Here is a 23,026-nt window from a genome sequence, read left to right as displayed (position 1 = left end):
GCCTCCCTCAGGTGCGGCAACGTCGCGCAACATGTTTCAACGGTTTCTGGAGTTCCCGTGGCACGACTGTCGGTTCGCACGATCGCCAAGCGCGTCGGCGTCAGCGCGGCGACGGTCAGCCGCGTGCTCAACGACCGTCCCGGGGTCGCGGAGGAGACCCGCGCCCGGGTGCTGCAGGCTATGCGCGAGCAGGGGATGGTCGCGCCCGCGCCGGTGTCGCAGCCGTTCGTCGGCATCATCGTGCCGGAGCTGGACAACCCCGTCTTCCCGTTGCTGGCCGGAGCCATCGAGACCAAGCTCGGCGGGCACGGCGTCACCGCGCTGATCGGCAGCTCGACCAAGCAGGGGCCGACCGAGCTCGACTACATCGCCTCCCTGGTCAGACAGCGCATCCAGGGGCTCGTCCTGGTCTCGGGGCGGCACGCGAACCCCTCGGCCGACCACGGCTTCTACTGGCAGCTGCACCAGCAGCAGCTGCCGATGGTGCTGGTCGGCGGGCACGTTCCCGACCTGCCCGTCTCGACCGTCACCACCGACGAGGCGGCAGGGGCCGCGATGGCCGTCGCCCACCTGCGCGCGCTCGGTCACACCCGCATCGGCCTCGCGGGCGGCCAAGGCTACCTGCGCCCCTCCCAGAACCGCCTGCGCGGCTACGGCAGGGAGATGCGCCGCTGGTTCGGCTCCGTGGACGACGCCCTCTACGCCGAGACCGACTACTCGCTGACCGGCGGGCACGCCGCGGGCCTGCGCCTCATCGAGGCGGGCGTCACGGCGGTCATCGCCGGCAGCGACCTCATGGCGCTCGGCGTCCTGGCCGCCGCCCGGCAGGCGGGGCTGTCGGTGCCCGGCGACCTGTCGGTGGTCGGCTACGACGACACCTACCTCGCCGCGCACAGCAACCCGCCGCTCACCACCGTCCGCCAGCCGGTGGAGCAGATGGCCGGTGCCGTGGCCACCGCGCTGTGGGAACGCCTGCAGGGCTACCACACCCCGCACGTCGACCATGTCTTCCCGCCCGCCCTCGTGGCACGCGGCTCCACGGGCCCGCCCGCCTGACCTCACCCCTCCCCCGCACTCAGCGGAAAGGTGGCGCGGACCACGAAGCCGCCGGTCAGCAGGGGTCCGGCGCTCAGCGAGCCGTGGTACAGCTTCACCCGCTCGGTCATCCCGATCAGCCCGTGCCCGTCCGGTCCCGGCGGCGGGGCGCCGGGGCTGCCGTCGTTGCGCACGCTCACGCTCAGCGTGTCGCCGGAGTACAGCAGCGACACCTCGGCCCGCGCCCCCGGCGCGTGCTTGATGACGTTGGTGAGCGCCTCCTGGATGATGCGATACACGCACAGGCTCATGCCCGAGGAGAGCGCCCGCCGCTCACCGCCCGACGTCACCTCCGTCTCGACACCGGCCGCCCGCACGCGTTGCACCAGGCCGTCGAGGTGGTCAAGACTCGGCGCCGCGCTGTACGGCTCGGCGGTGCCGTCGTCCACCTCGATGCGCAGCACCGACAGCAGGCGGCGCATCTCGGCCAGCGCCTCGCCGCTGGTCTCGGCGATGGTGCGCAGCGTGTCCTCGGCCGTGGCCGGGTCCGACCGGATGACGTAGTGGCCGAGCCCGGCCTGAACGGAGACCACCGACATGTGGTGGGCGACGACGTCGTGAAGTTCCCGCGCGATGCGCACCCGTTCCTCGGTGACCGCCTGCCTGGCCGCCACCGCCTTCTCCCTGCGCAACTGGTCGGCCAGGTCGGCGAGCTGGGCGTTGCGCACCTTGAGCGTGCGCATGCCGAACGCGAACGCGACGGTCCAGCCGATGACGATGGTGGAGTACCAGGCGGCCGCCCACGCCTGTCCCGGCAGCGCGTTGGCGTAGATCCACTCGGTCAGCACGAGCGCGCCCGCGGGCAGGGCGGCCCGCCGGGAGTGGTGGACGACGACGGAGTACAGCGCGAGCAGCGGGCCCATCGAGTTCGCCCCGTAGTGGAAGCCCAGGGCATGGTAGGCGAACGCGGCGGCGCAGGAGACCACCAGCACCGGCGCCGGGCACCGCCTGCGCCAGGTCAGCGGAAGGTTGACCAGGGCGCAGAGCAGCAGCGCGAGCGCGTCGGGACGGCGGTCGAGCGGATGCGGGGCGAGCACCGGCCACACCCAGGATCCCCAGGTCAGCGTCATGCCGAGCAGGCCGTCGACGAGCGTGGGGCGTTTCCTGGCGAAGGCGACGAGGGCCGCGGGCGGGGGCATGGATCGCATCGTCACCGTTCGGCTTGATCGCACTGTGCTGACATGTCACGCTTTGCTGGAAGATCATGGTTTGCTGGTAGACCCACGTAGGCCCCGCGGTGGACGACTGGCTGGTGACGTTTATGATCAAGGTGCTGGTCGCCGACGATCAGGTCCTGATCCGCGCCGGGCTGGCCGCCCTCATCCGCGCCGCTCCCGGCCTGGAGGTCGTCGGCGAGGCGAGCGACGGCGAGGAAGCCGTGGCCCTGGCCGTCTCCACCCGGCCCGACGTCATCCTCATGGACATCCGGATGCCCGTCTCGGACGGCATCAGCGCGACCCGGCAGATCCTGGCCACCGCCGAGCAGCCGCCGCCCCAAGTCCTCATCCTGACCACCTTCGACATCGACGAGTACGTCTACCAGGCGCTGCGCGCCGGAGCGTGCGGCTTCCTGCTGAAGGAGACGCAGCCGGAGCGCCTGCTGGCCGCCATCCGCACCGTGGCCGCCGGCGACAGCCTCCTTTCTCCCGGTCTCATCCAGCGCCTCATCGAGACCTTCCAGCCCGAGCCCGACGCCGCCGGGCCCATCCCGGACCTGGCCCCGCTCACCGGCCGCGAGACCGAGGTGCTCACGCTCGTGGGCCGCGCCCTGTCCAACGGCGAGATCGCCGCCCGGCTGATCGTGAGCGAGGCCACCGTCAAGACCCATCTCAACCGGGCGATGGCCAAGCTGGGGCTGTCCAGCCGCGCCCAGGCGGTCGCCTTCGCCTACGAGTGCGGCCTGGTGGCGCCCCGGCGTCAGTGACGGGCGCGCCGCCGCCGTGACCGAAGCAGCCGGCCCCGCCCCCGTGCGGGCCGCCGAGCGCGCGCGTCACGTCGTGGCCGCGGACGGTCTCCGGTGCTGAGGCCCGCCGCGGCGATCCAGACGCACACGAGGCTACGAGGACGCCGCTTCCCCGCCCATACCGCGGAAGATCGAACTTCTCCCTGCGACTTCGGCGGTACGCGGGTCAACCGTCCGCGGCAGGCCGGGCGAGCTCAACACGCGCTCAACAATTCTTCAACCCGCCGCGCCCTACCTTCCTGCCATCGATCTCCGAACGAGCACGAAGGGGCGCAACATGACACACACCAAGAAGCTGGCGGCGGCCTTCCTGACCGCGGCCGTCCTGAGCATCGGCGCACCGGCCACCGCGCACGCGGCCTCGGCCGCCGCGCGGCCGGTGCCCGTCTCGGCCGCCGCCGTCATGTCCGGGAGCTCGGCGGAACTGGCCGCCCTGGGCGCCTGCAGCCGGGCCAAGGGCTGGAAGATGCGCCTGGCCTGCGAGGCCCTGGTACGCGCCGGCGGCCTGTGGGTGTGGAAGAAGCTGGAGCAGGGCGCGCGCGGCGGCTGGAAGACCTACTCCGACATCTTCGAGAACGACGTCCCGTACGTCTACAAGAAGATCATCAAGAAGCTCAAGCGGCCCATCTACTGCGCGCTCTCCCGCTCCTGCTAGTCCGCCAGGACCCCGCCGGCGGCGGCGACCTCCGTGATCGCCGCCGCCCGGCACCCGTTTCACCGGCGGCTCACCACCGCCATCGCCAGGTACGGCACCGCCGGCAGTGAGACCAGCACCCACGGCGGCGCCCACCCCGATCCGAGCCCGTAGAACGCGAACACCCCGAGCGCCGCCACCTCCGATCCCAGCCCGGCCATCGAGGTCACGGTCGCCCGCGCCTCGTCGCCGATCGTGTCCTGCAGGCGCGCGTCCAGCACCGCGACAGCCCAGGAGAAGGCCGCGAACGCCGCCGCGATCGCCACGAACCCCGCCCAGAGCCCGGCCGCGGAGCCACCGGTCCCCACGGTCCCGCTCAGGGCCGCGCCGCCGCCGAGTGCCAGGGCCCCGGCCGCCAGGACCAGGGGCAGCAGCCGGGCGCCGTACCCGGCCAGCCAGCCGCCCGCCGCGATGCCCGCGATCACCAGCCCGACCAGCAACGGGATCACCGGCGTCGTGGCCCCGCCGGCGGTGGCCAGGAGCGGCAGGTACTCATCGACCGAGGTCAGCCCGGTCACCACCGCCAGGACCACCAGCACCCGGCCGACGGCCGGCGCCCGCCGTACCTCGGAAAGGCCGGTGCGCAGGACGGACAGGGAGGACTCCTCGGCTCGCTCGGCGGCGGGCGGGCGCGACTCGGGCAGCAGGCCACCGGTGAGGGCGCCCAGCAGGCCGACCGCGACGCTGGCCAGGCCCACCGCCGGATAGCCGCCGGCGGCGAGGACGGGCGCGGCCAGCAGGCTGGCCGCGACGGCGGCGACCGAGGCGAGCGCCTCGGAGCGCCCGATCAGCCGCGCGTAGTCACCGGCCCGGCCGAGGCGGCCGAGCTCCTCGTAGACCAGCGCCTGCAACGTGCCCGACTGCATGGCCGCCCCCGCGCCCCACAGCACGAACCCGGCGGCGAACGCCCAGTACGACGGCACGAACGTCCAGAGCGCGAACCCGGCCGAGGTCACCAGCGGCGCGAGTACCAGCAGGCGCCGGCGCGAGAACCGGTCGGCCCACACGCTGGAGGGAATCTCCAGCAGGAACCCGGCCACCGACCAGATCGCGAACAGCGAGGAGACCTCGGCGGCCGACAGGCCGGTCTGGGTGAAGTACACCGCGTAGACCGGGTAGAAGAGCACGAACTCCGCGGTGAAGGTGTAGGCGTAGAGCCTCGGTTCAGGTCAATGTCGCCAACTCATGTCACCACGGTACAGAAATATTCGCGCGATCGGCCAGGATGTGTCGGAGCGGGCCGCTTGGCTCCGACGTCCCGGGTGAGAGGCGCCGCGGCGGCGCCGGTCACGAAAGAGGGAAAACCATGAAGTACATGATCATGCTCTACGCGTCCCAGCAGGACTTCGACGCCCTGGCCGGCAAGGGCAGCGAGGGCAACCCCGGATGGAGCGCCGAGGACTTCGCCGCGATGACCGCGTTCATGGGGGCCTGGAACCAGGAGCTCGTCGAGTCCGGCGAGTTCGTCGACGCGCGCGGCCTGGCCGCCCCTGCCCACACCCGGCGGGTCGGCAACAAGGACGGCGTGCCGTTCGTCACCGACGGGCCCTACGCCGAGACCACCGAGGTGCTGGCCGGCTACACCATCGTCGAGTGCGCGAGCTTCGACCGGGCCACCGAGCTCGCCGCCCGGCTGGCCGACTGCCCGGCGCCGGGTGACGCGCGCGCCAGGGCGTACGCCGACATCCGCCCGATCGTCGACGGCGCCGACGACCACCTGGCCTAGTGGCGGGCATCCCGGCCGAGGACCTGCTGCGCGAGCTGGCGCCGCGGGTCCTCGGCGCGCTCGTGCGCCGCTACGGCCACTTCGACCTGGCCGAGGACGCCGTCCAGGAGGCCCTCATCGCGGCCGCGCAACAGTGGCCGCGGGAGGGGCAGCCGGACAACCCGCGCGCCTGGCTGATCACCGTCGCCTCGCGGCGGCTGACCGACCTGTTGCGCAGCGAGCAGGCCAGGCAGCGGCGCGAGGACGAGGTCGCCACCCAGGCGCTGCCCGAGGACTGGCAGTCCCCCGCGGCCGACCGGCGGACCGCCGACGGCGACGACACGCTGATCCTGCTGTTCCTGTGCTGCCACCCGGCTCTCGCGCCGAACCTCCAGGTCGCGCTCACCCTGCGCACGGTCGGCGGCCTGACCACACGGGAGATCGCCCGCGCGTTCTTCGTCCCGGAGCCGGTGATGGGCCGGCGCATCACCCGCGCCAAGCAGCGCGTCAAGGCCAGCGGCCTGCCCTTCCGGCTGCCCGCCGCGGCCGAGCGCGACGAACGGCTGGCCGCGGTCCTACGCGTGCTCTACCTGATCTTCACCGAGGGGTACGCGAGCACGTCGGGGCCGAACCTGGTCAGAGCCGACCTGGTGGCAGAGGCCATCCGGCTGGCCAGGATCGTGCACCGGCTGCTGCCCGGCGACGGCGAGGTGGCCGGGCTGCTGGCGCTGATGCTGCTGACCGACGCCAGGACGCCCGCGCGCGACGGGCCCGGCGGCGAACTGGTGCCGCTGGCCGAGCAGGACCGGACGCTGTGGCGCAGGGACTTCATCGAGGAGGGGGTGGCGCTGGTCAGCGGGGCGCTGCCCAAGGGGCCGGCGGGGCCGTACCAGGTGCAGGCGGCGATCGCCGCGCTCCACGACGAGGCGCCGAGCGAGCGCGAGACCGACTGGCCGCAGATCGCCGCCCTGTACGGGGTGCTGATGGAGCTGTCCGGCAACCCGATGGCCGCGCTCAACCACGCCGTCGCCGTCGCCATGTGCCGGGGCCCGCGCGCGGGTCTCGACCTGCTGGAGGAGCTGGGCGCCGATCCGCGCGTCTCGGGCCATCATCGGCTGCACGCCGTACGGGCGCATCTGCTGGAGATGGCGGGCGAGCGCGAGGCCGCGCGGGCCGGTTACGAGCTCGCCGCCGCCCGCACCACCAGCCTTCAGGAACGGCGTTACCTGTACGGCAGGGCCGCCCGCCTGACCGGCTAACCCCAGTGATCGGGCCGGATCAGCGCGCCGGACAGCGTGGTCGCGGCGTCACCGGCGGCGGCGTTGACCTGGAACTGGGTCAGGAACAGGCTGCCGGCCAGCCGCGCGCCCCTGACGTCGGCGCCCCGCAGGTCCGCGCCGATGAGGTCGGCCTGGCGCAGGTCGGCGCCCCGCAGGTCGGCGCCGATGAGGTAGGCGCCGCGCAGGTCGGCCCCGCGCAGGTCGGCGCCCCTGAGCTTGGCGCCCATGAGGTCGGCGCCGCGGCGGTTCTTCCGCTTGCCCCCGCTCCCGGCGCGCACGAGCTCGCTGACGCGCAGCAGCAGCGTGTTGACCTCGCCGCGCACCTGTGTCACGTCCAGCTCCAGCAGGTGCTCCGGCCGCCGCCGGGTGAGGCCGTCGACGTGGTCGAGCGCCTTGCGCAGCTCCTCGTGCACCGGCTCGGCGGCGGGGTGGCCGAGCGACTCGGCGAGGTACCACAGCAGCTCGTGGAGCTGGCGCATCACCGGGAAGACGGCGAACATCTGCCCGGCCGACTCCTGCCGCCAGTCGACCCCGCCAAAGGTGACCTGCGCGACCTTCTGCCCGGCGCCGAAGCAGTCGTAGACCGTGCAGCCGGTGAAGCCCTTCTGCCGCAGCCGCGCGTGGATGCCGCAGCCGAAATCCCCGCCCAGGTTCGGGCAGGGCCGGCCGGCCTCCTTGTCGATGGCGAAGTCCGCCGAGCGGGCGAACGGCAGGGCCACGCAGCACAGGCCGAAACAGTTGGCGCAATCGGCGCGCAGAGAGTCGTCGAGCATGATGCCACGAGGATATCGCGCGGGTTCAGCGGGCGCGGGACTCCAGATAGCGGCGTTCCGGCAGGCTGAGGGTGCGCCGGGCGGCGAGCCGGTACTCCTCCCGGGCCGCCTCGTGCTCGCCGGCCAGGTCGAGCAGATGGGCGCGGACGGCGTGCAGGCGGTGGTGTCCCGACAGCTCCGCCTCCACCTCGGCCAGGCGCTCAAGCCCGGCGCGCGGGCCGTGGACCATGGCCAGCGCCACGATCCGGTTGAGCGTCACCATCGGGCCCGGGGCCAGCGTGGCCAGCAGGTCGTACAGGGTGAGGATCTGCGGCCAGTCGGTCGCCCCCGTGCTGGGCGCCTCGTCGTGGAGCGCGGCGATGGCCGCCTGCACCTGGTAGGGGCCGATCGGGGCGCCGGTCAGGGCCTCGGTGACCAGCGCCACGCCCTCCGCGATGTGGTCGGCGCGCCAGAGCGTACGGTCCTGCTCGGCCAGCGGGATCAGCTCGCCGTCCCGGCCGTCGCGGGCGGGACGGCGGGCGTCGGTCAGCAGCATGAGCGCCAGCAGCCCGGCCACCTCGGTGTCCGCGGGCAGCAGCGCGCGCAGCTGCCTGGTCAGCCGGATCGCCTCGCCGGACAGCTCCACCCGCTGCAGGTGCTCGCCTGAGCTGGCCGTGTGGCCCTCGTTGAAGATCAGGTAGAGGACGTGGCGTACCGCGGCGAGGCGCTCGCCGTACTCGCCTTCCGGCGGCAGGACGAACGCGGCGCCCTTGATGCGCTGCTTGGCACGGCTGATGCGCTGGGCCACCGTGCTCTCGGGCACCAGCAGCGCGCGCCCGATCTCCGCGGTGGTCAGGCCGCCGACCGCGCGCAGCGTCAGCGCGACCTGCGAGGTCGTGGTGAGCGCGGGGTGGCAGCACAACATGAGCAACGTCAGCGCGTCGTCCGCCGAGGGCGCCTGCGGCGGTTCCGGCGGCTCCAGCGCCGCCGCGTTCTCCTCCCGCCGCCGCCGCGCCGACTCCGAGCGCAGCACCTCGATCCGCCGCCGCGAGGCGACCGTGATCAGCCAGCCCTTGGGGTGGTCGGGCAACCCCTCTTCCGGCCACTGGACGGCCGCCGCCAGCAGCGCCTCCTGGACCGCGTCCTCGCAGGCGTCGAAGTCGCCGTAGCGCCGCACGACCGCGCCCAGAACCTGGGGCGCCAGCTCGCGCAGCAGCTCGTTCACAGGAAGTCGCTCAGCTCGATGACCGGGCGGACCTCGATGCGCATGACCTGCGCCTCCGGCACCCGTGCCGCCGCCTCGATCGCCCGTTCCTCGCTCTCGCACTCGATCAGGTAGATCCCGGCCAGGTACTCCTTGACCTCGGCGAACGGCCCATCGCTGACGACGACCTCGCCCTGGCTGACCGTCACCGTCTTGGCCGCCGACGGCTGGGCGAGCGCGGCGTTGGCGATCAGTTCACCGGAGGCGGCCAGGTCGCCGGTGAGCTTGGCGTAGGCGTCCAGTCCTACCGAGCGCTGCTCCACCGGGAGCGTGTCCCACACCTGGCGGGTCTCGGGGTTGCTGTAGATCAGGATCAGATACTTCACCCTGCCGAGGGTAGTCTCGCTGGCGCTACTCACCGGTCAGGCGGAGACTGGACCGGTGATGACCGCACGCAGCGAGCCACTCTCGACGTCGCGGCCGGAACGGCGCACCGCCCTGGACGCCCTGCGGGCCATGGTCGTCGTCGGGCTGGTGTTCTTCCACTCCTCCCTCGTCTTCGACGAAGGCAGCGACTTCTACGTCAAGAACGCCGACACCACCGGCGTCACGATGATCTTCGCGGGGCTGGCGGTCGTGTGGGCGATGCCGCTGCTCTTCCTCATCGCCGGCGTGGGGTCGTGGCACTCGCTGGCCAAGCGGGGGGCGGGCGGGTTCGCGCGGGAGCGGCTGCAGCGGCTGGGCGTCCCGCTGGTCTTCGCCATGGTCACGCTGCTGCCGATCCCCCAGTGGCTGCGGTTACGCTCGCACCCTGGCTACCACGAGTCGTATTGGCAGTTCCTCCCCGACTTCTTCACGATCCACCTGGAGTGGGGCAGGTTCCCCTTCGTGCTGCAGGGCCGCTACTTCGAGACCGGGCACCTGTGGTTCGTCCTGCTGCTGCTGACGTTCGCGCTGCTGCTGGCGCCTCTGGTCCGCTGGGTGCCGGCCGCGCGGGCGCGCGCCGCCTGCGAGCGGATGGCCGCGCTGACCGGCCGGCGCGGGACCATCCTGCTGCCCGCCCTGCTGCTGGGCGCCGCCTGCGCGCTGCTCGGCATCGAGCAGGAGTACGGCGGCTGGCACCACTGGACGTACCTGCTCTTCTTCGCCTGCGGGTTCGTGATCGCCGCCGACGGCCGCTTCCGCGAGGCGATGCGGCGCGACGCCAGACTCGCGCTGACCGCGGGCGTCGTCTTCTTCGTCGCGGGCTCACCCGCGTTCATCGTCGCGGGTGACGAGATGTTCTCGGCCATGACGCCGTTCGCGATGGGCGCCAGAGTCCTGTACGGCGCGGCGGGCTGGTCCTGCGTCGTCGCCATCATGGGCCTGCTCGACCGCCCCCGCGCCCCTTCTCCGCAGGCAGGAGGCGGCAGCCGGTTCTACGCCTACCTGGCGCCCGCCGTACTGCCGCTGTACGTGCTCCACCAGCCGATCGTGGTCGTCGTCGCGTTCTTCGTGGTGTCGTGGCACCTGCCGGTGGCGGTGAAGCTGGCCGTGGTGGTGCTGGCCTCGCTGGCGATCATCTTCACCGTGTACGACGTGGTCGTCCGCCGTACCAAGCTCACCCGGTTCCTGTTCGGCATGCGCGTCTAGCCACGAGCTCTATGATCAGGTTCGTCCTGATCGCTGAGCTACGGAGTAGTTGTCGATCTCATGCGCCGTGCCATGGTCGTTCTGGGTGGCGTCGCCCTCGCCGTCGGCGCGCTCGCCCTCTTCTACCGGGGCCCTGGACAGCCGTTCGTCCGCGGTTACGTGAGCGACGTCGGCGCCACCATGCTGGTCTACGCGTTCCTGGGGCTGCTGTGGCGCACCACCGCCGCACGCCGCGCCCTGGCCACGGCCGCGATCGCCGCCGCGGTCGAGGTCTACCAGGTGGTCGGCCTGATCCCGCCGGGCGTCGGCGGTGTCCTGGTGGGCGCGTTCCCCGACCCCTGGGACCTGGTCGCCTATGCCGTCGGGGTGGTCATGGCCCTGGCCTGGGATCGCCGGTCGGTCCGATCCGGCGATCAGACCGGCTGACTCTACCCCCGCTACGGGCGTGAGCGTCTCGGCTGGGGAGCCTTCGCCCTCGTGAAGCGCTGACGGCGAGCGCGCGCCCCACCCTGTCGGCCTCGCCGTCCGCACGCCCGTCACGGGTCGCCGCTCCCGGGGGATTGACTCATCCTGCCCATCATCCTACGTTATTACGAAATATCGGAATATTGGAGGAACAGATGGAAGATCGCCTGGCGGCGCTGGAACGCCGGGTCGACCGCCTGGAACGTCAGGCCGAGCGCCCTCCCGCCAACCCCCCGCAGGCGCCCCACGGCGCCTCCGCCCTGAACCTCGCCCAGCACTTCCGCGAACGCGCCACCGAGAACGGAACCTCGGGCACCGTGGCCTACCAGGGGGCCGTCCACCTCGACGATCTGGAGTACGCGTGGGCCGGGCAGCGCGAGGTCGACGACCTCATGGCGGCCGACTGGGCGCACGCCGCCGCCGTGCTGGAGGCGATGGGCAGCCCGCACCGGCTGGCCCTCCTCGGCAGCCTCGCCGGCGGCACGCGTACCTCCGCCGAGTTGCAGGAGACGCTCGGCGGGGAGACCTCCACCGGGCAGCTGTACCACCACCTGCGCGAGCTGCAGAGAGCCGGGCTGATCACCCAGCGGAAGCGAGGGGCGTACGAGGTGTATCCGCAGGCCGTCATCCCCCTGCTGGCGATCCTGGCCGCCGCGGTCGATCTCAGCGCGGGCGACCCGGCCGCGGGCATGTCCCCCGACCTCGGGCCGGGCGATCCCGGCACGGTCACGACCGGGCCGGAGCAGCCATGACGCCGCTCCGTCCGGGAACGGCCCCCGCCCGTACCGCATGGAGGGCCGGCGACATCGACCGGGCAGCGCGGCTCGCCGCCGCGGCCGGGGACGAGCGGTTGCCGCTCCTGGCCGATCTCGTGCGCGGACGGCTGACGGAGGCACTGAGCCGCTACGACCGCCTGAGCCGCCCGCCCCGCGCGCTGGACCTGCCGATCGCCGACGCCTGGCTGCACCTCGACCAGCCCGGCCAGGCATGTGCGCACCTGCGCCGCAGACACCGCCGCATCCCGCCGAACCTGGCCTTACGCCGCGATCACCCGATGACGGTGAAGGCCGCGGGACCGGTCGAGCTGCCGTTCGCCGACCACCCGCTGACCCCGTACCTGCCGGCCGTCGAGGCCACGCTCAACGGCCGCCGCACGCTCCTTCACCTCGACACCGGCGGCACGTTCCTGGTGATGGGCTCCGAGCGGGCGGCCGCGGCGGGCGTCGAATCGGTGCCGAGCGGGCGTCGCTTCCACGGCGTCACCTCCGGGCCCGCCCGCGCGGGCGTCGCCGGCGAGCTGAACCTGGGCGGGACCGTGCTCACCAACGTCCCCGTGGACATCCTGCCGACGCTCACCGGCCCGCAGGACCTCGTGATCATGGGCACGTGCCTGCTGCGGCGGTTCCTGGCCACCATCGACACCCCGGCGGCCCGGCTGCTGCTGGCCCCGCGCGGATCGGCCGTCCCGCCCGGCGGCACGCGGATGCCGTTCCATCTGTGGGGCGATCACTTCATGTTCGCCGCAGGCGGCTACGGCGAGCTCGACCTGACCTTCTTCGTCGACTCCGGGCTGGTCCAGCTCCTGGAGGACGGCGGCACGCAGCGCCAGGCCGCCGTCTTCGCCACCAGGAGCCAGTACCGGTCCTGGGGCGTCGCGCCCGGCGAGCTGTCCGGCACCCACCTCAGGGCCACGCGCCCGCTGCGGCTCGGCTCGCTGGAGCAGGACGGGCACCTGCTGTCGATCGCGCCGGGCCGGCGGCTGCCCTGGTCGCAGCTGGGCGGGGTGAGGGTGGACGGCCTGCTCTCGCAGGCGTTCCTCGCCCGGTACGCCTGGACGCTCGACTTCGACCGCCACGAGTACACCTTCAGACCGGGATCACCGCCCTGAGCGGATCCATCCTGGTGCGGACCCCGCCCCGCCGGCCGCGGTCACCGGCCGGAGGCGAGGAGCCCTTCCACCTCGTCGGCGGCCGCCGTCGCGCCGCCGGCGGCGGTCAGTTCGCCGCGCATCCAGTCGAGGCGTTCGCGGATTCGTTCGTCGCCCGCGACCCGTTCCACCGCCGTCCACAGCGCGGTGGCGTCGATCTGGGCGGGCTGGAGTGAGGTGCCCAGTCCGAGTTCGGCGATGCGGTCGGCGTTGGCCCGCTGTTCGGCCATCTGCGGCACCGCCACCATCGGCACCCGGCTGTGCAGGCTCTCCATCGTGCTGCCCATGCCCGCGTGGGTGACGAAGACGCGCGCGTGCTCCAGCACCGCCAGTTGCGGCACGTGCTCGCGCACGTCGACGTTGGGCGGGATCGGGCCGAGCTGGGCCGGGTCCGCCCCGCCCACGGACAGCACCACCTGCCACGGGCGACCCCTGGCCGAGTCCAGCACCATGCGGTAGAAATCGGGCCGGTCGTTGTAGGCGGTGCCGAGGGACACCAGCACCACGGGCAGGTCGCCCGACGGGCGCCACCCGCCCTGATAGGCCCGTCCGGTCAGCGCCGGGCCCACGAAGGCGTAGCCGTCGCCGAAGGTGGCGCCCGCGTACTGGAAGGCACGCGGCAGCATGACCAGCCGCACCCCCGCCTCGCCACCCTCCATGAAGCTCCGCACGTCGGCGAACCCCTCCCTGCGCAGGAAGCCGGCGATCGGCACGACGGCGAACAGGAAGCGCAGGCTCCGGGGATTGAACGTCGTGTACTTCTCGGCCATCGACCAGTGCTCGTTGCCGACCAGGTTGGGCCAGACCTCCGCGGAGGGAACCTGCCAGCGCCTGGCCATGATCCGCCCCCACCAGCCGAGCGGCCCGTCGTGGACCACCAGATCGGGACGTTCGTCCTGCGGCAGCTGCGCCAGCGTCGCCTTGGTCTCCTCGAACAGCATGCGCATGGCCCGGATCAACTCCTTGCCGTGCATCTGCGGCGCCCGCGCGCCGTCGAGCGACTCCCACAGTGAGGTGACCGGCACCACCTCGGCGCCGGTCTCGGCCACGCGCCCGGCGAACGCGGCCGTGGTGGCGAAGGTGAGGCGATGACCTCGCCGAACGAGCTCCGCGGCGAGGCCGAGCATGGGGTTGACGTGCCCCGCGGCAGAAGGGGCGAAGAACGAGATGGTCGCCATACCGCTGTATTATAATACGTAGGTATGAGAATGGAGCGCCGTGCCGAAATGGGTTGACCACGACGAACGGCGGCGCCACATCGCCGAGGCGGTGCTGAGCATCGCGGGCCGCGACGGGCTGGACCGGGCCACCCTGCGCGACGTGGCGCACGAGGCCCGCATCTCGCTCGGATCGGTGCAGCACTACTTCCACACCAAGGACGACATGCTCCGCTACGTGGTCGGCTACCTGGGTGAGCAGGTCACCGCGCGGATCGTGGCCGGGACGGATTTCGGGGCGGAAGACCGTCCGGTCCTGGCGTTCCTGCGCTCGCTGGCCGCGGAGATCCTTCCCCTGGACGCCCGGCGCACGTCTGAACGCCGGACCGGCCAGGCGCTGGCCGCACGGGCGCCCGGCGCTCCGGAGCTGGTCGAGGTCCTGCGCGAGAACAGCGCCTGGCTCCACGCCCGGGTGGCCGAGCTGATCACACGCGCGCAGCTGGACGGCCAGACCCCTGCCCACCTCGACGCCGAGCAGGAGTCGATCGTGCTGCTCGCCCTGCTGGAAGGGCTCGCCGCCGACATCCTGCACGGCGTACGCGAGCCCGGACAGGCGCTGGCGAGCGCCCACTACCACCTGGACCGCCTGTTCACGACGGGATGAGGGGCCGGGGTCAGAACTGCCAGGTGTCGTCGCGCAGCAGCACCACGTTTCGGCCGGGTGCCAGGCCGGTGACGGTGACGTCCGGGCCGCCGACCATGAAGTCGACGTGCACGCGGGAGGTGTTCACGCCGGCCTCGTCCAGTCGCTCGGGGACATCCGTGCGCAGGTGGGCCGGTACGCCGGGAGGCAGCCCCGCGCCCCAGGCCAGGTGGCAGGTGGCGTTCTCGTCCAGGAGGGTCTCCATGTACGTGAGGCCGCTTTCGCCCACGCGCGAGGAGCGGTCGACCAGGGCCAGTTCGCCCAGGCGGGCCGCCCCCGCGTCGGTGGCCTGGTGGGTGCGGACGACGTCGGCTCCGGCACGGGCCTTGACCTCGGTCACGACGCCGCCGGCGAAGGTCAGTTCGAGGTCGTGGATGACGGTGCCGTCCAGGGACAGCGGCCGGGTCGCGCGGACGGTGCCATCGACGCGCCGGTAGTCGGGGGTGGTGAACACCTCCTCGGTCGGCAGGTTGGCCTGGAACGGGCGGCCTTCGACGTCCTGCAGACGGGCGGCGGTCCAGTGGGCGCCGGGGAGCAGGCCGATGGTCAGGTCGGTGCCGGGGCCCTCGAAGCGCACGGCGTCCAGGCGCATCTCGGTGAGTTGGGCGGCGCGGTCGAGCAGGTCGTCGATGCGCTGCCGCCAGGCGGCGCGCGGGTCGGGCTCGTCGAGGCGCAGGATGCGGCGCAGGTGCCGCCACAGCCGGTCCTGGTCGGGTTCTCCGAAGACGGTGCGGGCCCACTCGGGAGTAGGGCAGGGGATGATCGTCCAGCGGACCAGGTTGTTGAGCTGGAGTCGCTGGCGGGAGGTCAGGGACGGCATGCGGTCCAGCCCCGTGCGTACCGGATCGAGCCCTGCCAGGAGGTCGGGCGCGGCTTCGCCGCGGAGGTTGACCAGGACGCCGCCGTGCCGTTCGAGGTCGTCGTTGCGGGCGTCGAGCCATGAGGGGACCTCGGCCAGCGTCGCGGGGTCCGCGTGCCGGATGCGCGAGCCCTTGGCGTGCGGGTCGAAGTACCAGATGTCGACGTAGCGGGCGCCCCTGGCGTAGGCGGCCTCGACCAGCGCGCGGGCGAGCGGGGCATGCTCGATCTCGGCGTTGATCAGCACCCTGTCGCCGGCCAGCAGGGGCACGGCCACGTCGAACACGACGTCGGCGTAGCGGGACAGGTCAGCGGCGGGAAGTGTCACGAGATGCTCCTTGGTGTTCGTCGTGGCGGAGAAGAGGCAGGAACAGCAGCGCGCCCGCGGCGGACACGGCGCCGGCGAGGACGAAGCCGCCGCTCAGGCCGAAGTGGCCGGCGAGGGCGCCGAGGGTCAGGGCCGCGCTGAGGAACCCGATGTCGAAGAAGGCCGTCGTGGTGGCCACGGCGGATCCACGTTCGCCGGCCGGCACGCCGTACACCGCCATCCTGAGGAAGGCGGGCAGCCCCAGCCCCTGCCCGGCGCCCGTCAGCGCGATCGCGCACCAGGTTCCGGCAGGCGAGGGCCAGGCGGCGAGCAGGAGTGATCCCGCCCCGGTCAGCAGGAGGGAGGCGACGGCCAGGCGGGCTGGAGGGGCCGTGGCGAGCAGGCGCTGCCCGGCCAGCCGTACGGCCAGGAGAACGATCCCGTAGGCGAGGAAGTACAGGCCGCCGGAGCCCGCCCCGAGCGCGGCCAGGTGCAGAGGCAGGAAGGCGCTGACGACGGTGTAGCCCCAGACGGAGGCCAGGTAGCCGAAGCCGGCTCGCAGCGCGGACCTGGGGCGGCGGGACGGAACCTGCCGGTCGCCGGGGTCGGGGCCGGGTGGACTCGTGGCCTTCGGCACGGTGGCGCCGACGATCGCCGGCACCAGCGCCGAGACCGCGGCCGCGATCCAGACGGCGGTGAACCCGGCGGCGGCGAACAGCGTCTCGGCGACGGCCGGCCCCATGAGCAGACCGGCGTTGACCGCGACGGAGAAGTGGTTGATCGCGGTGCCGGGGCGCCGATGGTCGCTGGCCAGGGCGGCGAGACCGACGTAGACCAGCGCTTCACCGACGCCGGCGACGCCGCGCAGGAGGAGAAAGAGCGGCAGATCCCGAGCCATCAGCAGGGCCAGGGACGAGCCGGACAGTAACAACCCGCCCGCGCACACGGCCGCCCGGCGTCCCGACCGATCGGCCACCCACCCGGCCGGCGGGCGGGCGAGCAACCCGGCCGCCGCGGTGACGGCCAGCGAGACGCCCACCCAGCCCGTCTGCGCGTCCAACGGGCCGGTGACATAGCGGGGCACCGCCGGGATGAGCAGCCCGATCGACAGGAACGCACCAGCCGTGCCGAGGAGAAGGCGACCGGTCATCGCTCATCACGGAGCTCGAGCAGGAGCGCCGTCATGCTGACTTTGACGCCTTCCCGCGGCGGGCCGGCGTTGTCGTGCACGAGTGCCACGGCCTGGTCGATCAGTCCGACGACCTCCTCCCAGACGGGCCTGGCCAGCCACACCTCGGCATCGGTGGAGACGCGCTGGCGATCGGTCTCGGCCAGGCGCCTGCCCAGGTCGGCACTCATCGCCTGGTGAAGGAGCTGGCGCCCCTCCGATCGATCGATGCGGTCGCCGCTGGACACGTCGTACCGGTAGCGCCGCCGCGGGCGTCCCCTTCCGGCCGCGGGCCGCTCATCCGTCTGTCGCAGGAAGCCCGCCTTGGCCAGCTGCCGCAGGTGGTAGCTGGCCGAGGCGTGCGCGATGCCGAGCTCGTCGGCGACCTCGGTGGCCGACATCGACGTGCCCGTCAGCAGCGACACGATGCGGATACGCAACGGGTTGGCCAGCGCGCGCAGCGGCACCAGGCCGTCCCGCTTTTCCAAAGACATGTTGGGATTATGACTTACCCAACAACTGTTTGGAAAGTGGGCAGGCCTTCGACGTGATCAGCAGGCGACCGGTCGTCGGCCAGGATGGACCGGCCCGCTGTTCGCCCGCCCGCAGGCGACACCGGAAGAGATCGGGAACGTCATGCCGGCGGGCTTCATCGGCATGGAGGAGACCCAGGTTGGCGCCGGCCTCGGGGTGCGAGGATCAGCGTGATGACGTTTCCGCCACGCCGGCCGGCGAGCGAGAGTATTCGCCTCGGGTCACCGCCGCGAAAGGCGGGACCCCGGCATCACGTCAGGACGGTTCGAACCGGACGGACCTGAATGTCGACAGGCCGCCGTCGTAGGTTTCGTTCGGGATGAGCGCATGGTGCAGGTGGTCTTCGTTGCAGGTGAACGTCGTGTAAAGAAGGGCCTTGAAATTGGTCTTGTTGTGCGCGAAGGTGGCATCCGCTTGGAGGTCGTAGCATCCCTCCTTCGGGTCCTGGATCGTGGTCCAGGAAGAGTCGGAGACGGCGCGGTAATGAAAAGCCGAGCTCATATGAATCACCTCTCATGATGCCGCGTAATGGGCCGGCGATACGGTCGCGGCTATGTGCGCGTTGACCGTGCAGGAAATCTGACATGCCTGCGCACCCTCAAGTACCCTCCTGGATCGCCCACACCCTGAGATTGAAGCAATCGTTGCCGAAAGCGATCACCACCTTGGGCCATCCGCGTCTCTCGCAGGTCAGAGCGAAGACCCTGTCAGGCACGGCGGCTGCGGGCGACGTTTCGACCGCTCGCGCAAGAGCCCGCCGGCGAAGGCTCCGGCTTGCGGAGGATCTTCCCGCTCTTCGGCCGGGCGTTCGCGCGCTCACCGCGACCGCGGAACCGGACGTGGGCGCGCAACCCGCTCGGCCACCGGTCCGACCAGGACCCGAAGAACGGCACCCCACGGCGGTGCGGCGGTGGGGTGTCGCGGGACGTGTCAGGTCCTTTCTCCGTGCGGCGCTTCAGCCGCAGCAGCTACCGCCCTCGGCCGGCACCGTGGCGGTGGCGAGAGGGAGCGGGGTGGCGAGCAGGCCGCCGCTGATGCCGGTGGCCAGGCCGACGCGCTGTTCCTGGGCTTCGGCGAGGCTGGAGGAGCAGACGCCGGTTTCGGGCAGGTCGAGCTGGACGTCGCGGGCGGCTTCCCAGTCGCCGGCCAGCGCGGCGGCGATGGAGCGGGCCTGTTCGTAGCCGGTGGCCATGAGGAAGGTGGGGGCGCGGCCGTAGGACTTGACGCCGATGGCGTAGTAGCCGGGTTCGGGGTGGGCCAGTTCGTCGACACCGTGGGCGGGGACGGTGCCGCAGGAGTGGGCGTTGGGGTCGATGAGCGGGGCCAGGGCGCGGGTGGAGCCGAGGATCGGGTCGAGGTCGAGCCGGAGTTCGCCGGCGATGGTGTGGTCGGGGCGGTAGCCGGTGGCGGCCACGACGCGGTCCGCGGTGATCCGCCGCTCGTGGCCTGCGGGGTCGCGGCTGATGACCGTGTTGCCGTCCACGGTGTGGGTGAAGAAGCCGGTGACGAGGTGGATGCGGCCGGAGTCGACGTGCGCGCGCAGGCGGGTGCCGAGGGCGCCGCGGGCGGGGAGGGCGTCGGCCTCGCCGCCGCCGTAGGTGCGGGCGGCGGCGCCGGCGCGGATGGCCCAGGTGATGCGGGTGTCGTCCGGCAGTTGGGCGAGGGCGAGCAGGGTGGTGGCGGCTGAGTGGCCGGCGCCGATGACCAGGATGTGCTTGCCTTCGTAGTGGTCGCGCTCGGCGCCGAGGACGTCGGGCAGGGCGTGGTCGATCAGTCCGGCCGTGATGGCCTGCCGTTCGCCGTGGGCGGGCAGGCCGCTGGCGCCGAGCATGTTGGGGGTTTCGTAGGTGCCGGAGGCGTCGATGATCGCGCGGGCCTGGAGTTCTTCGCCGCCTTCGAGGCGGATGAGGAAGGGCGCGTCCTGGCGGCCGTTGGTGCGGATCCGGTCGTAGCCTGCGCGGCTGATGGCCTCGACCTTGGCGCCGAGCCGTACGTGCCGGCCGAGGAGCTTGGCCAGCGGGGCGAGGTAGTCGGCGATGAGTTCGGCGCCGGTGGGCAACCATTCGTCGTCGGGGGCGCTCCAGCCGTCGGCCTGGAGGAGGCGGCGGGCGGCGGCGTCGATGTTGTACTTCCATGGGCTGAAGACCCGCACGTGTCCCCAGCGGGCGACGGAGGCGGCGGCTTGCTCGCCCGCCTCCAGTACCAGGAAGGGCTGGCCGTGTTCGGTCAGGTGGGCGGCGGCGGCCAGGCCGACCGGGCCGGCGCCGATCACTACGACGGGCAGGCCTGTCGTGTCGGGGTTGTGCGCGATCTGCTCGTGTTCGAGGGCGGTGGTGGTGCCGCAGCAGTTGGTGCTCATGGAAGGCTCTCCTCAGGGTTGGAACGGTGTCGGGCAGGGGTTGGAGTGCCGGCCGCACCTTTGTTTAGAAGTTTGTCGAAGCAGTGCTCATAGTGCGCCCCTGTTTAGAGAGATGTCAAATTAGCTGGAACAGGCGAGTCGCTGGGCCGCCCGCCGGATCGTTCCGGGGGCCTGCGGAGCGACGGGGCACCATGGCGGCGAGCACACGGCGGGCGCCGGATCCGCCTGGGGGCAGAACGGCGGTGCGCACCCCTCGTGGGTGGCCGCCGGCAGGTTGTCGCAATGCGGTGGCGCGCATCTGTCGGCCGCCGACTGGCCGCAGGTCGGAGGCATGCAGGGGGCGGGGACGCTGGATGCCTCCCACGGCAGGGCGTGGGCCACACCCCCTCCGGCGAGCAGGCAGAAGAGGATCGCCCCGGCGGTGACGACGAGGCGGTAGGCGGTGCGCATGAAAGCTGTCCCTTCGTGGATCCGGACACTCGGACGGGCCCGGCGCGTGGTCAGCCTAGGAACCGCGCGCCGGGCCGTTCGAGGACTTTCACGCAGGCGTGAAACACCGTCCGCTACCGGTCGAAGACGACCAGCTGGCGCAGGGTGGTGCCGTCGGCCAGGTGGTCCATCGCCTCGTTGATGGACGCCAGGCCGATTCTGGCCGACACCAGCTTCTCCACCGGCAGCCTGCCCTCGCGCCACATCCGGGCGAACACCGGGATGTCGCGGGCGGGCAGGGCCGAGCCCAGGTAGCTGCCGACGATGCTGCGCCCCTCGGCCACCAGGGCGAGCGGGGAGATGGCGGCGCGGGCACCGGGGGCGGGCAGGCCCACGCTGACGGTGCGGCCACCGGGGGCGGTCGCGGTCACCGCGGTCTCGAACGCCCGGACGCTGCCCGCCGCCTCCACCACGACTTCGGCCCTGGCCGGCAGGTCGGCCGGGCCGTACACCTCGTGCGCGCCGAGCTCGCGGGCGGCGGCGAGCTTGGCCGGGTTGGCGTCCACGCCGATGACCTTGACGTCGTCGAGGGCCAGCGCGGTGAGCAGGGCCGCCATGCCGACGCCGCCCAGCCCGACGACCGTGACGGTCTGCCCGGGGCGCGGCCGGCCGGCGTTGAGGACCGCGCCGCCGCCGGTCAGGACGGCGCAGCCGAGCAGGGCGGCCACCTCGGGCGGTACGTCGTCGCCGACCGGGACGACCGAGCGGTGGTCGACCACCGTGTGCGTGGCGAACGCGGACACCCCGAGATGGTGCAGCACCGGCGTCCCGTCCCTGTGCTGGCGGACCGCGCCGCTCAGCAGGGTGCCGCCGTTGTTGGCGGCGCTGCCCGGGACGCAGGGCGTGATGCCGTCGGTGGCGCAGCCGTCGCAGCCGCCGCACCTGGGCAGGAACGTCATGACGACGCGCTGCCCGGGAGCGAGGCCGGGGACGCCGGGGCCCGTCCGCTCCACCACGCCCGCCGCCTCGTGGCCGAGGAGCATGGGCAGCGGCCGTACCCGGGTGCCGTCGACCACCGACAGGTCCGAGTGGCACACGCCCGCGGCCTCGATCCTCACGAGCAGTTCGCCCGGCCCCGGCGGATCAAGCTCAAGATCACAAACCGACAAGGGCCGAGATTCGGCGTACGGCCGCGCCCGGCCGATCTCTTCCAGGACAGCTCCGCGAATCCGCATCAGATCGCCCTTCGTGTCGAGAGGTTGGCCAGCAGCACCCCGCAGCCGCCCAGGACGAGCCCGGCGACCGCGAGCGGGGACAGCGGCTGCCCGGCGAGCGACCAGGCCAGCACCGCGGTGACCGCGGGGGTCAGGAAGAACAGGGTGCTCACCCGGCTGGCCGGCGCGCGCAGCAGCATCCGGTTGAGGAGGATGAACGCCGCGATGGAGTTGACCAGCGCCATCCAGCCCACCGACAGCCCGAAGGCGGTCCAGTCGGACACCGCGATCGGCCCGGTCGCCACCCACGCCAGCCCGGCGACGGGCGCGCTGACGAGCAGCTGGACGGCGGTGCCGCTCAGCGCGTCCATGCGGGGCACGTACCGCTGCTGGTAGAGGGTGCCCGCGCTGAGCCCGGCCAGGCCGAGCAGGCACAGCGCCACCCCGGAGGCGGACAGGCTGACGCGGTCGGCGACCGCCAGCACCACCCCGGCCAGGCCGAGCCCGAACCCGAGCCACTGCCCGGTGCCGATCCGCTCCCCCAGGAAGCGCGCGGCCAGCACGATGACCACCGGGTTCAGCCCCTGCACCAGGGAGACGACCGCGGCCGGCAGGCCCGTGCCGAGCGCGCTGAAGAAGGCGCCGAACTGCACGGCCTGGATCAGCAGCCCGGCGACGGCCACGTGTGCCAGGGCCCGTCCACGCGGCCAGGGCACCCGCCGGATCAGCGCGTACGCGCCCAGCAACAACCCGGCGACGGCGAACCGGGCGAACATCAGCAGCAGGGGCGGCGCCGCCTTCACCCCGGGGATGCCGGCGATGAACGCGCTGCTCCACAGCACGACGAACACGGCGGGCGCCGGCGACCACCCGGAAGGCCACCGGACCCGCCGTGCGGGCGCGGCCTCCCGCACGGGGGCAGAGGTCATCGCAGCAGTCCTTCCACGAAGCACGGAAGCGGTTCTCAGGAGGCGCGCAGCGAGGAGCGGCGCAGGTCCCACAGCTCCTGGTCGGAGGTGCACACGCCGACGGCCCCGTGCTTCAGCGCCGCCACCACGTCGTCCGCGCTCTGCACGAACCCCGCGGCCAGGCACGGCACCCCGACCTCCCTGATCTGCCGCTCGACGTGCCGCAGCACCATGGCCGGCATGACCTGCACCAGGTCGGGCTGCGAACGGGTGATGGACTGCAGGCTGCGCCGCAGGTTCGACCGGTCGGTCACGAACACCTTCTGCATGGTCAGCAGCCCCATCCCGGTGGCCCGCTCGATCATCGCCTGCCGGGTGGAGCAGATCCCGACCGCCCCGATCCCCTGCAGGTACGCCAGCGCCCCCGGGTCGTGCCCCAGCCCCGGCGTCGAGTCGATGTTGACGAACCCGATCTTCCCGGCCTCCACGGTCAGCCCGACCGTCGCCGCCAGGTCGCCGAGCGGGATCGAGGCCAGGATGCCGAGCGGCGTGGCGGTGGAGGAGGTGAACCGCTCGGCCATCTCCACGCCGACCAGCGACGCCATGACGGGATGCTCGGCCAGGGCGGCGAGCAGGCGCCGGTCCATGGGGCGCTTGTGGCGGGAGTTCACC

The 23,026-nt window shown here is 72.6% G+C and carries 24 protein-coding genes; 10 read left to right on the top strand and 14 right to left on the bottom strand.

What is annotated here, in order from left to right:
• The first annotated feature begins 57 nt into the window (after positions 1 to 57).
• On the top strand, positions 58 to 1,056 hold the full coding sequence (locus ACIBHY_RS25165; protein ID WP_397251295.1) for a LacI family DNA-binding transcriptional regulator: 999 nt from the start codon (positions 58 to 60) through the stop codon (positions 1,054 to 1,056).
• A gap of 2 nt (positions 1,057 to 1,058) precedes the next feature.
• Here the strand turns inward: ACIBHY_RS25165 and ACIBHY_RS25160 are convergent, their stop codons facing one another.
• Positions 1,059 to 2,234, bottom strand: coding sequence for a sensor histidine kinase (locus ACIBHY_RS25160; protein ID WP_397307847.1), 1,176 nt, complete (start codon positions 2,232 to 2,234; stop codon positions 1,059 to 1,061).
• A gap of 122 nt (positions 2,235 to 2,356) precedes the next feature.
• Here ACIBHY_RS25160 and ACIBHY_RS25155 point away from each other — a divergent pair, with 122 nt between their 5' ends.
• Both ACIBHY_RS25155 and ACIBHY_RS25150 read left to right on the top strand, forming a co-directional pair.
• A complete protein-coding gene (locus tag ACIBHY_RS25155) occupies positions 2,357 to 3,019 on the top strand; it encodes a response regulator (protein ID WP_397307846.1) in 663 nt (220 codons plus the stop codon).
• Positions 3,020 to 3,335: 316 nt separating this feature from the next.
• Positions 3,336 to 3,713 carry a hypothetical protein gene (locus ACIBHY_RS25150; protein ID WP_397307845.1) on the top strand — a complete coding sequence of 126 codons (378 nt, stop codon included), beginning with the start codon at positions 3,336 to 3,338 and terminating at the stop codon, positions 3,711 to 3,713.
• Positions 3,714 to 3,772: 59 nt separating this feature from the next.
• On the opposite strand, the gene ACIBHY_RS25145 is transcribed toward ACIBHY_RS25150, so the two are convergent.
• On the bottom strand, positions 3,773 to 4,879 hold the full coding sequence (locus tag ACIBHY_RS25145) for an MFS transporter (protein WP_397307844.1): 1,107 nt from the start codon (positions 4,877 to 4,879) through the stop codon (positions 3,773 to 3,775).
• A gap of 179 nt (positions 4,880 to 5,058) precedes the next feature.
• Here ACIBHY_RS25145 and ACIBHY_RS25140 point away from each other — a divergent pair, with 179 nt between their 5' ends.
• The gene (locus ACIBHY_RS25140; RefSeq protein ID WP_397251306.1) at positions 5,059 to 5,478 is read left to right on the top strand and encodes a YciI family protein; all 420 of its coding nucleotides are present in this window, start codon (positions 5,059 to 5,061) and stop codon (positions 5,476 to 5,478) included.
• The gene (locus ACIBHY_RS25135) at positions 5,478 to 6,716 is read left to right on the top strand and encodes an RNA polymerase sigma factor (protein WP_397307843.1); all 1,239 of its coding nucleotides are present in this window, start codon (positions 5,478 to 5,480) and stop codon (positions 6,714 to 6,716) included. Before ACIBHY_RS25140 ends, ACIBHY_RS25135 begins: the two co-directional genes overlap by 1 nt.
• Here the strand turns inward: ACIBHY_RS25135 and ACIBHY_RS25130 are convergent.
• Genes ACIBHY_RS25130 through ACIBHY_RS25120 form a run of 3 tightly spaced genes read right to left on the bottom strand, consistent with a single transcriptional unit; the run spans position 6,713 to position 9,079 of the window.
• A complete protein-coding gene (locus tag ACIBHY_RS25130; RefSeq protein ID WP_397258467.1) occupies positions 6,713 to 7,510 on the bottom strand; it encodes a pentapeptide repeat-containing protein in 798 nt (265 codons plus the stop codon). The genes ACIBHY_RS25135 and ACIBHY_RS25130 overlap by 4 nt on opposite strands.
• Before the next feature lie 25 nt (positions 7,511 to 7,535).
• Positions 7,536 to 8,714 (bottom strand): RNA polymerase sigma factor, encoded by a 1,179-nt coding sequence (locus tag ACIBHY_RS25125; protein WP_397258469.1) that lies wholly within the window; start codon positions 8,712 to 8,714, stop codon positions 7,536 to 7,538.
• A complete protein-coding gene (locus tag ACIBHY_RS25120; RefSeq protein ID WP_397258471.1) occupies positions 8,711 to 9,079 on the bottom strand; it encodes a YciI family protein in 369 nt (122 codons plus the stop codon). Before ACIBHY_RS25120 ends, ACIBHY_RS25125 begins: the two co-directional genes overlap by 4 nt.
• Before the next feature lie 58 nt (positions 9,080 to 9,137).
• On the opposite strand from ACIBHY_RS25120, the gene ACIBHY_RS25115 reads away from it, so the two are divergent.
• From ACIBHY_RS25115 to ACIBHY_RS25100, 4 genes are all read left to right on the top strand, one after another.
• A complete protein-coding gene (locus ACIBHY_RS25115) occupies positions 9,138 to 10,325 on the top strand; it encodes an acyltransferase family protein (protein ID WP_397307842.1) in 1,188 nt (395 codons plus the stop codon).
• Between the two features lie 72 nt (positions 10,326 to 10,397).
• Positions 10,398 to 10,751, top strand: coding sequence for a DUF2809 domain-containing protein (locus ACIBHY_RS25110; RefSeq protein ID WP_397307841.1), 354 nt, complete (start codon positions 10,398 to 10,400; stop codon positions 10,749 to 10,751).
• A gap of 194 nt (positions 10,752 to 10,945) precedes the next feature.
• The gene (locus ACIBHY_RS25105) at positions 10,946 to 11,542 is read left to right on the top strand and encodes an ArsR/SmtB family transcription factor (RefSeq protein ID WP_397307840.1); all 597 of its coding nucleotides are present in this window, start codon (positions 10,946 to 10,948) and stop codon (positions 11,540 to 11,542) included.
• Positions 11,539 to 12,678 (top strand): retropepsin-like aspartic protease, encoded by a 1,140-nt coding sequence (locus ACIBHY_RS25100; RefSeq protein ID WP_397307839.1) that lies wholly within the window; start codon positions 11,539 to 11,541, stop codon positions 12,676 to 12,678. The genes ACIBHY_RS25105 and ACIBHY_RS25100 overlap by 4 nt, the downstream gene beginning before the upstream one ends.
• 41 nt (positions 12,679 to 12,719) lie before the next feature.
• Here ACIBHY_RS25100 and ACIBHY_RS25095 read toward each other — a convergent pair whose 3' ends face one another.
• Entirely contained in the window at positions 12,720 to 13,895 is a 1,176-nt protein-coding gene (locus ACIBHY_RS25095; RefSeq protein ID WP_397307838.1) for a macrolide family glycosyltransferase, read from the bottom strand.
• A 40-nt stretch (positions 13,896 to 13,935) separates the two neighbouring features.
• Between ACIBHY_RS25095 and ACIBHY_RS25090 the strand changes: the two genes are divergently transcribed.
• On the top strand, positions 13,936 to 14,538 hold the full coding sequence (locus ACIBHY_RS25090; RefSeq protein WP_397307837.1) for a TetR/AcrR family transcriptional regulator: 603 nt from the start codon (positions 13,936 to 13,938) through the stop codon (positions 14,536 to 14,538).
• Positions 14,539 to 14,548: 10 nt separating this feature from the next.
• On the opposite strand, the gene ACIBHY_RS25085 is transcribed toward ACIBHY_RS25090, so the two are convergent.
• The 8 genes from ACIBHY_RS25085 to ACIBHY_RS25050 all read right to left on the bottom strand — a co-directional run bounded on the left by ACIBHY_RS25085 (position 14,549) and on the right by ACIBHY_RS25050 (position 23,025).
• Positions 14,549 to 15,763 carry an aminopeptidase gene (locus tag ACIBHY_RS25085; RefSeq protein ID WP_397258486.1) on the bottom strand — a complete coding sequence of 405 codons (1,215 nt, stop codon included), beginning with the start codon at positions 15,761 to 15,763 and terminating at the stop codon, positions 14,549 to 14,551.
• On the bottom strand, positions 15,744 to 16,892 hold the full coding sequence (locus ACIBHY_RS25080; RefSeq protein WP_397307836.1) for an MFS transporter: 1,149 nt from the start codon (positions 16,890 to 16,892) through the stop codon (positions 15,744 to 15,746). The genes ACIBHY_RS25085 and ACIBHY_RS25080 overlap by 20 nt, the downstream gene beginning before the upstream one ends.
• A complete protein-coding gene (locus ACIBHY_RS25075; RefSeq protein ID WP_397258490.1) occupies positions 16,889 to 17,404 on the bottom strand; it encodes an ArsR/SmtB family transcription factor in 516 nt (171 codons plus the stop codon). The genes ACIBHY_RS25080 and ACIBHY_RS25075 overlap by 4 nt, the downstream gene beginning before the upstream one ends.
• A gap of 295 nt (positions 17,405 to 17,699) precedes the next feature.
• On the bottom strand, positions 17,700 to 17,945 hold the full coding sequence (locus ACIBHY_RS25070; RefSeq protein WP_397258492.1) for a hypothetical protein: 246 nt from the start codon (positions 17,943 to 17,945) through the stop codon (positions 17,700 to 17,702).
• A 454-nt stretch (positions 17,946 to 18,399) separates the two neighbouring features.
• Positions 18,400 to 19,803 (bottom strand): FAD-dependent oxidoreductase, encoded by a 1,404-nt coding sequence (locus tag ACIBHY_RS25065; RefSeq protein WP_397307835.1) that lies wholly within the window; start codon positions 19,801 to 19,803, stop codon positions 18,400 to 18,402.
• A gap of 563 nt (positions 19,804 to 20,366) precedes the next feature.
• The gene (locus tag ACIBHY_RS25060) at positions 20,367 to 21,467 is read right to left on the bottom strand and encodes an alcohol dehydrogenase catalytic domain-containing protein (RefSeq protein WP_397307834.1); all 1,101 of its coding nucleotides are present in this window, start codon (positions 21,465 to 21,467) and stop codon (positions 20,367 to 20,369) included.
• Positions 21,467 to 22,375 carry a DMT family transporter gene (locus ACIBHY_RS25055; protein WP_397307833.1) on the bottom strand — a complete coding sequence of 303 codons (909 nt, stop codon included), beginning with the start codon at positions 22,373 to 22,375 and terminating at the stop codon, positions 21,467 to 21,469. The genes ACIBHY_RS25060 and ACIBHY_RS25055 overlap by 1 nt, the downstream gene beginning before the upstream one ends.
• Positions 22,376 to 22,410: 35 nt before the next feature.
• Positions 22,411 to 23,025 carry a glycerol-3-phosphate responsive antiterminator gene (locus tag ACIBHY_RS25050; protein ID WP_397307832.1) on the bottom strand — a complete coding sequence of 205 codons (615 nt, stop codon included), beginning with the start codon at positions 23,023 to 23,025 and terminating at the stop codon, positions 22,411 to 22,413.
• Between the last annotated feature and the right edge of the window lies 1 nt (position 23,026).

The sequence above is a fragment of the Nonomuraea sp. NPDC050547 genome, assembly GCF_044457345.1.
Lineage (GTDB): Bacteria > Actinomycetota > Actinomycetes > Streptosporangiales > Streptosporangiaceae > Nonomuraea.
This window is presented reverse-complemented; position numbering and strand designations above follow the sequence as displayed.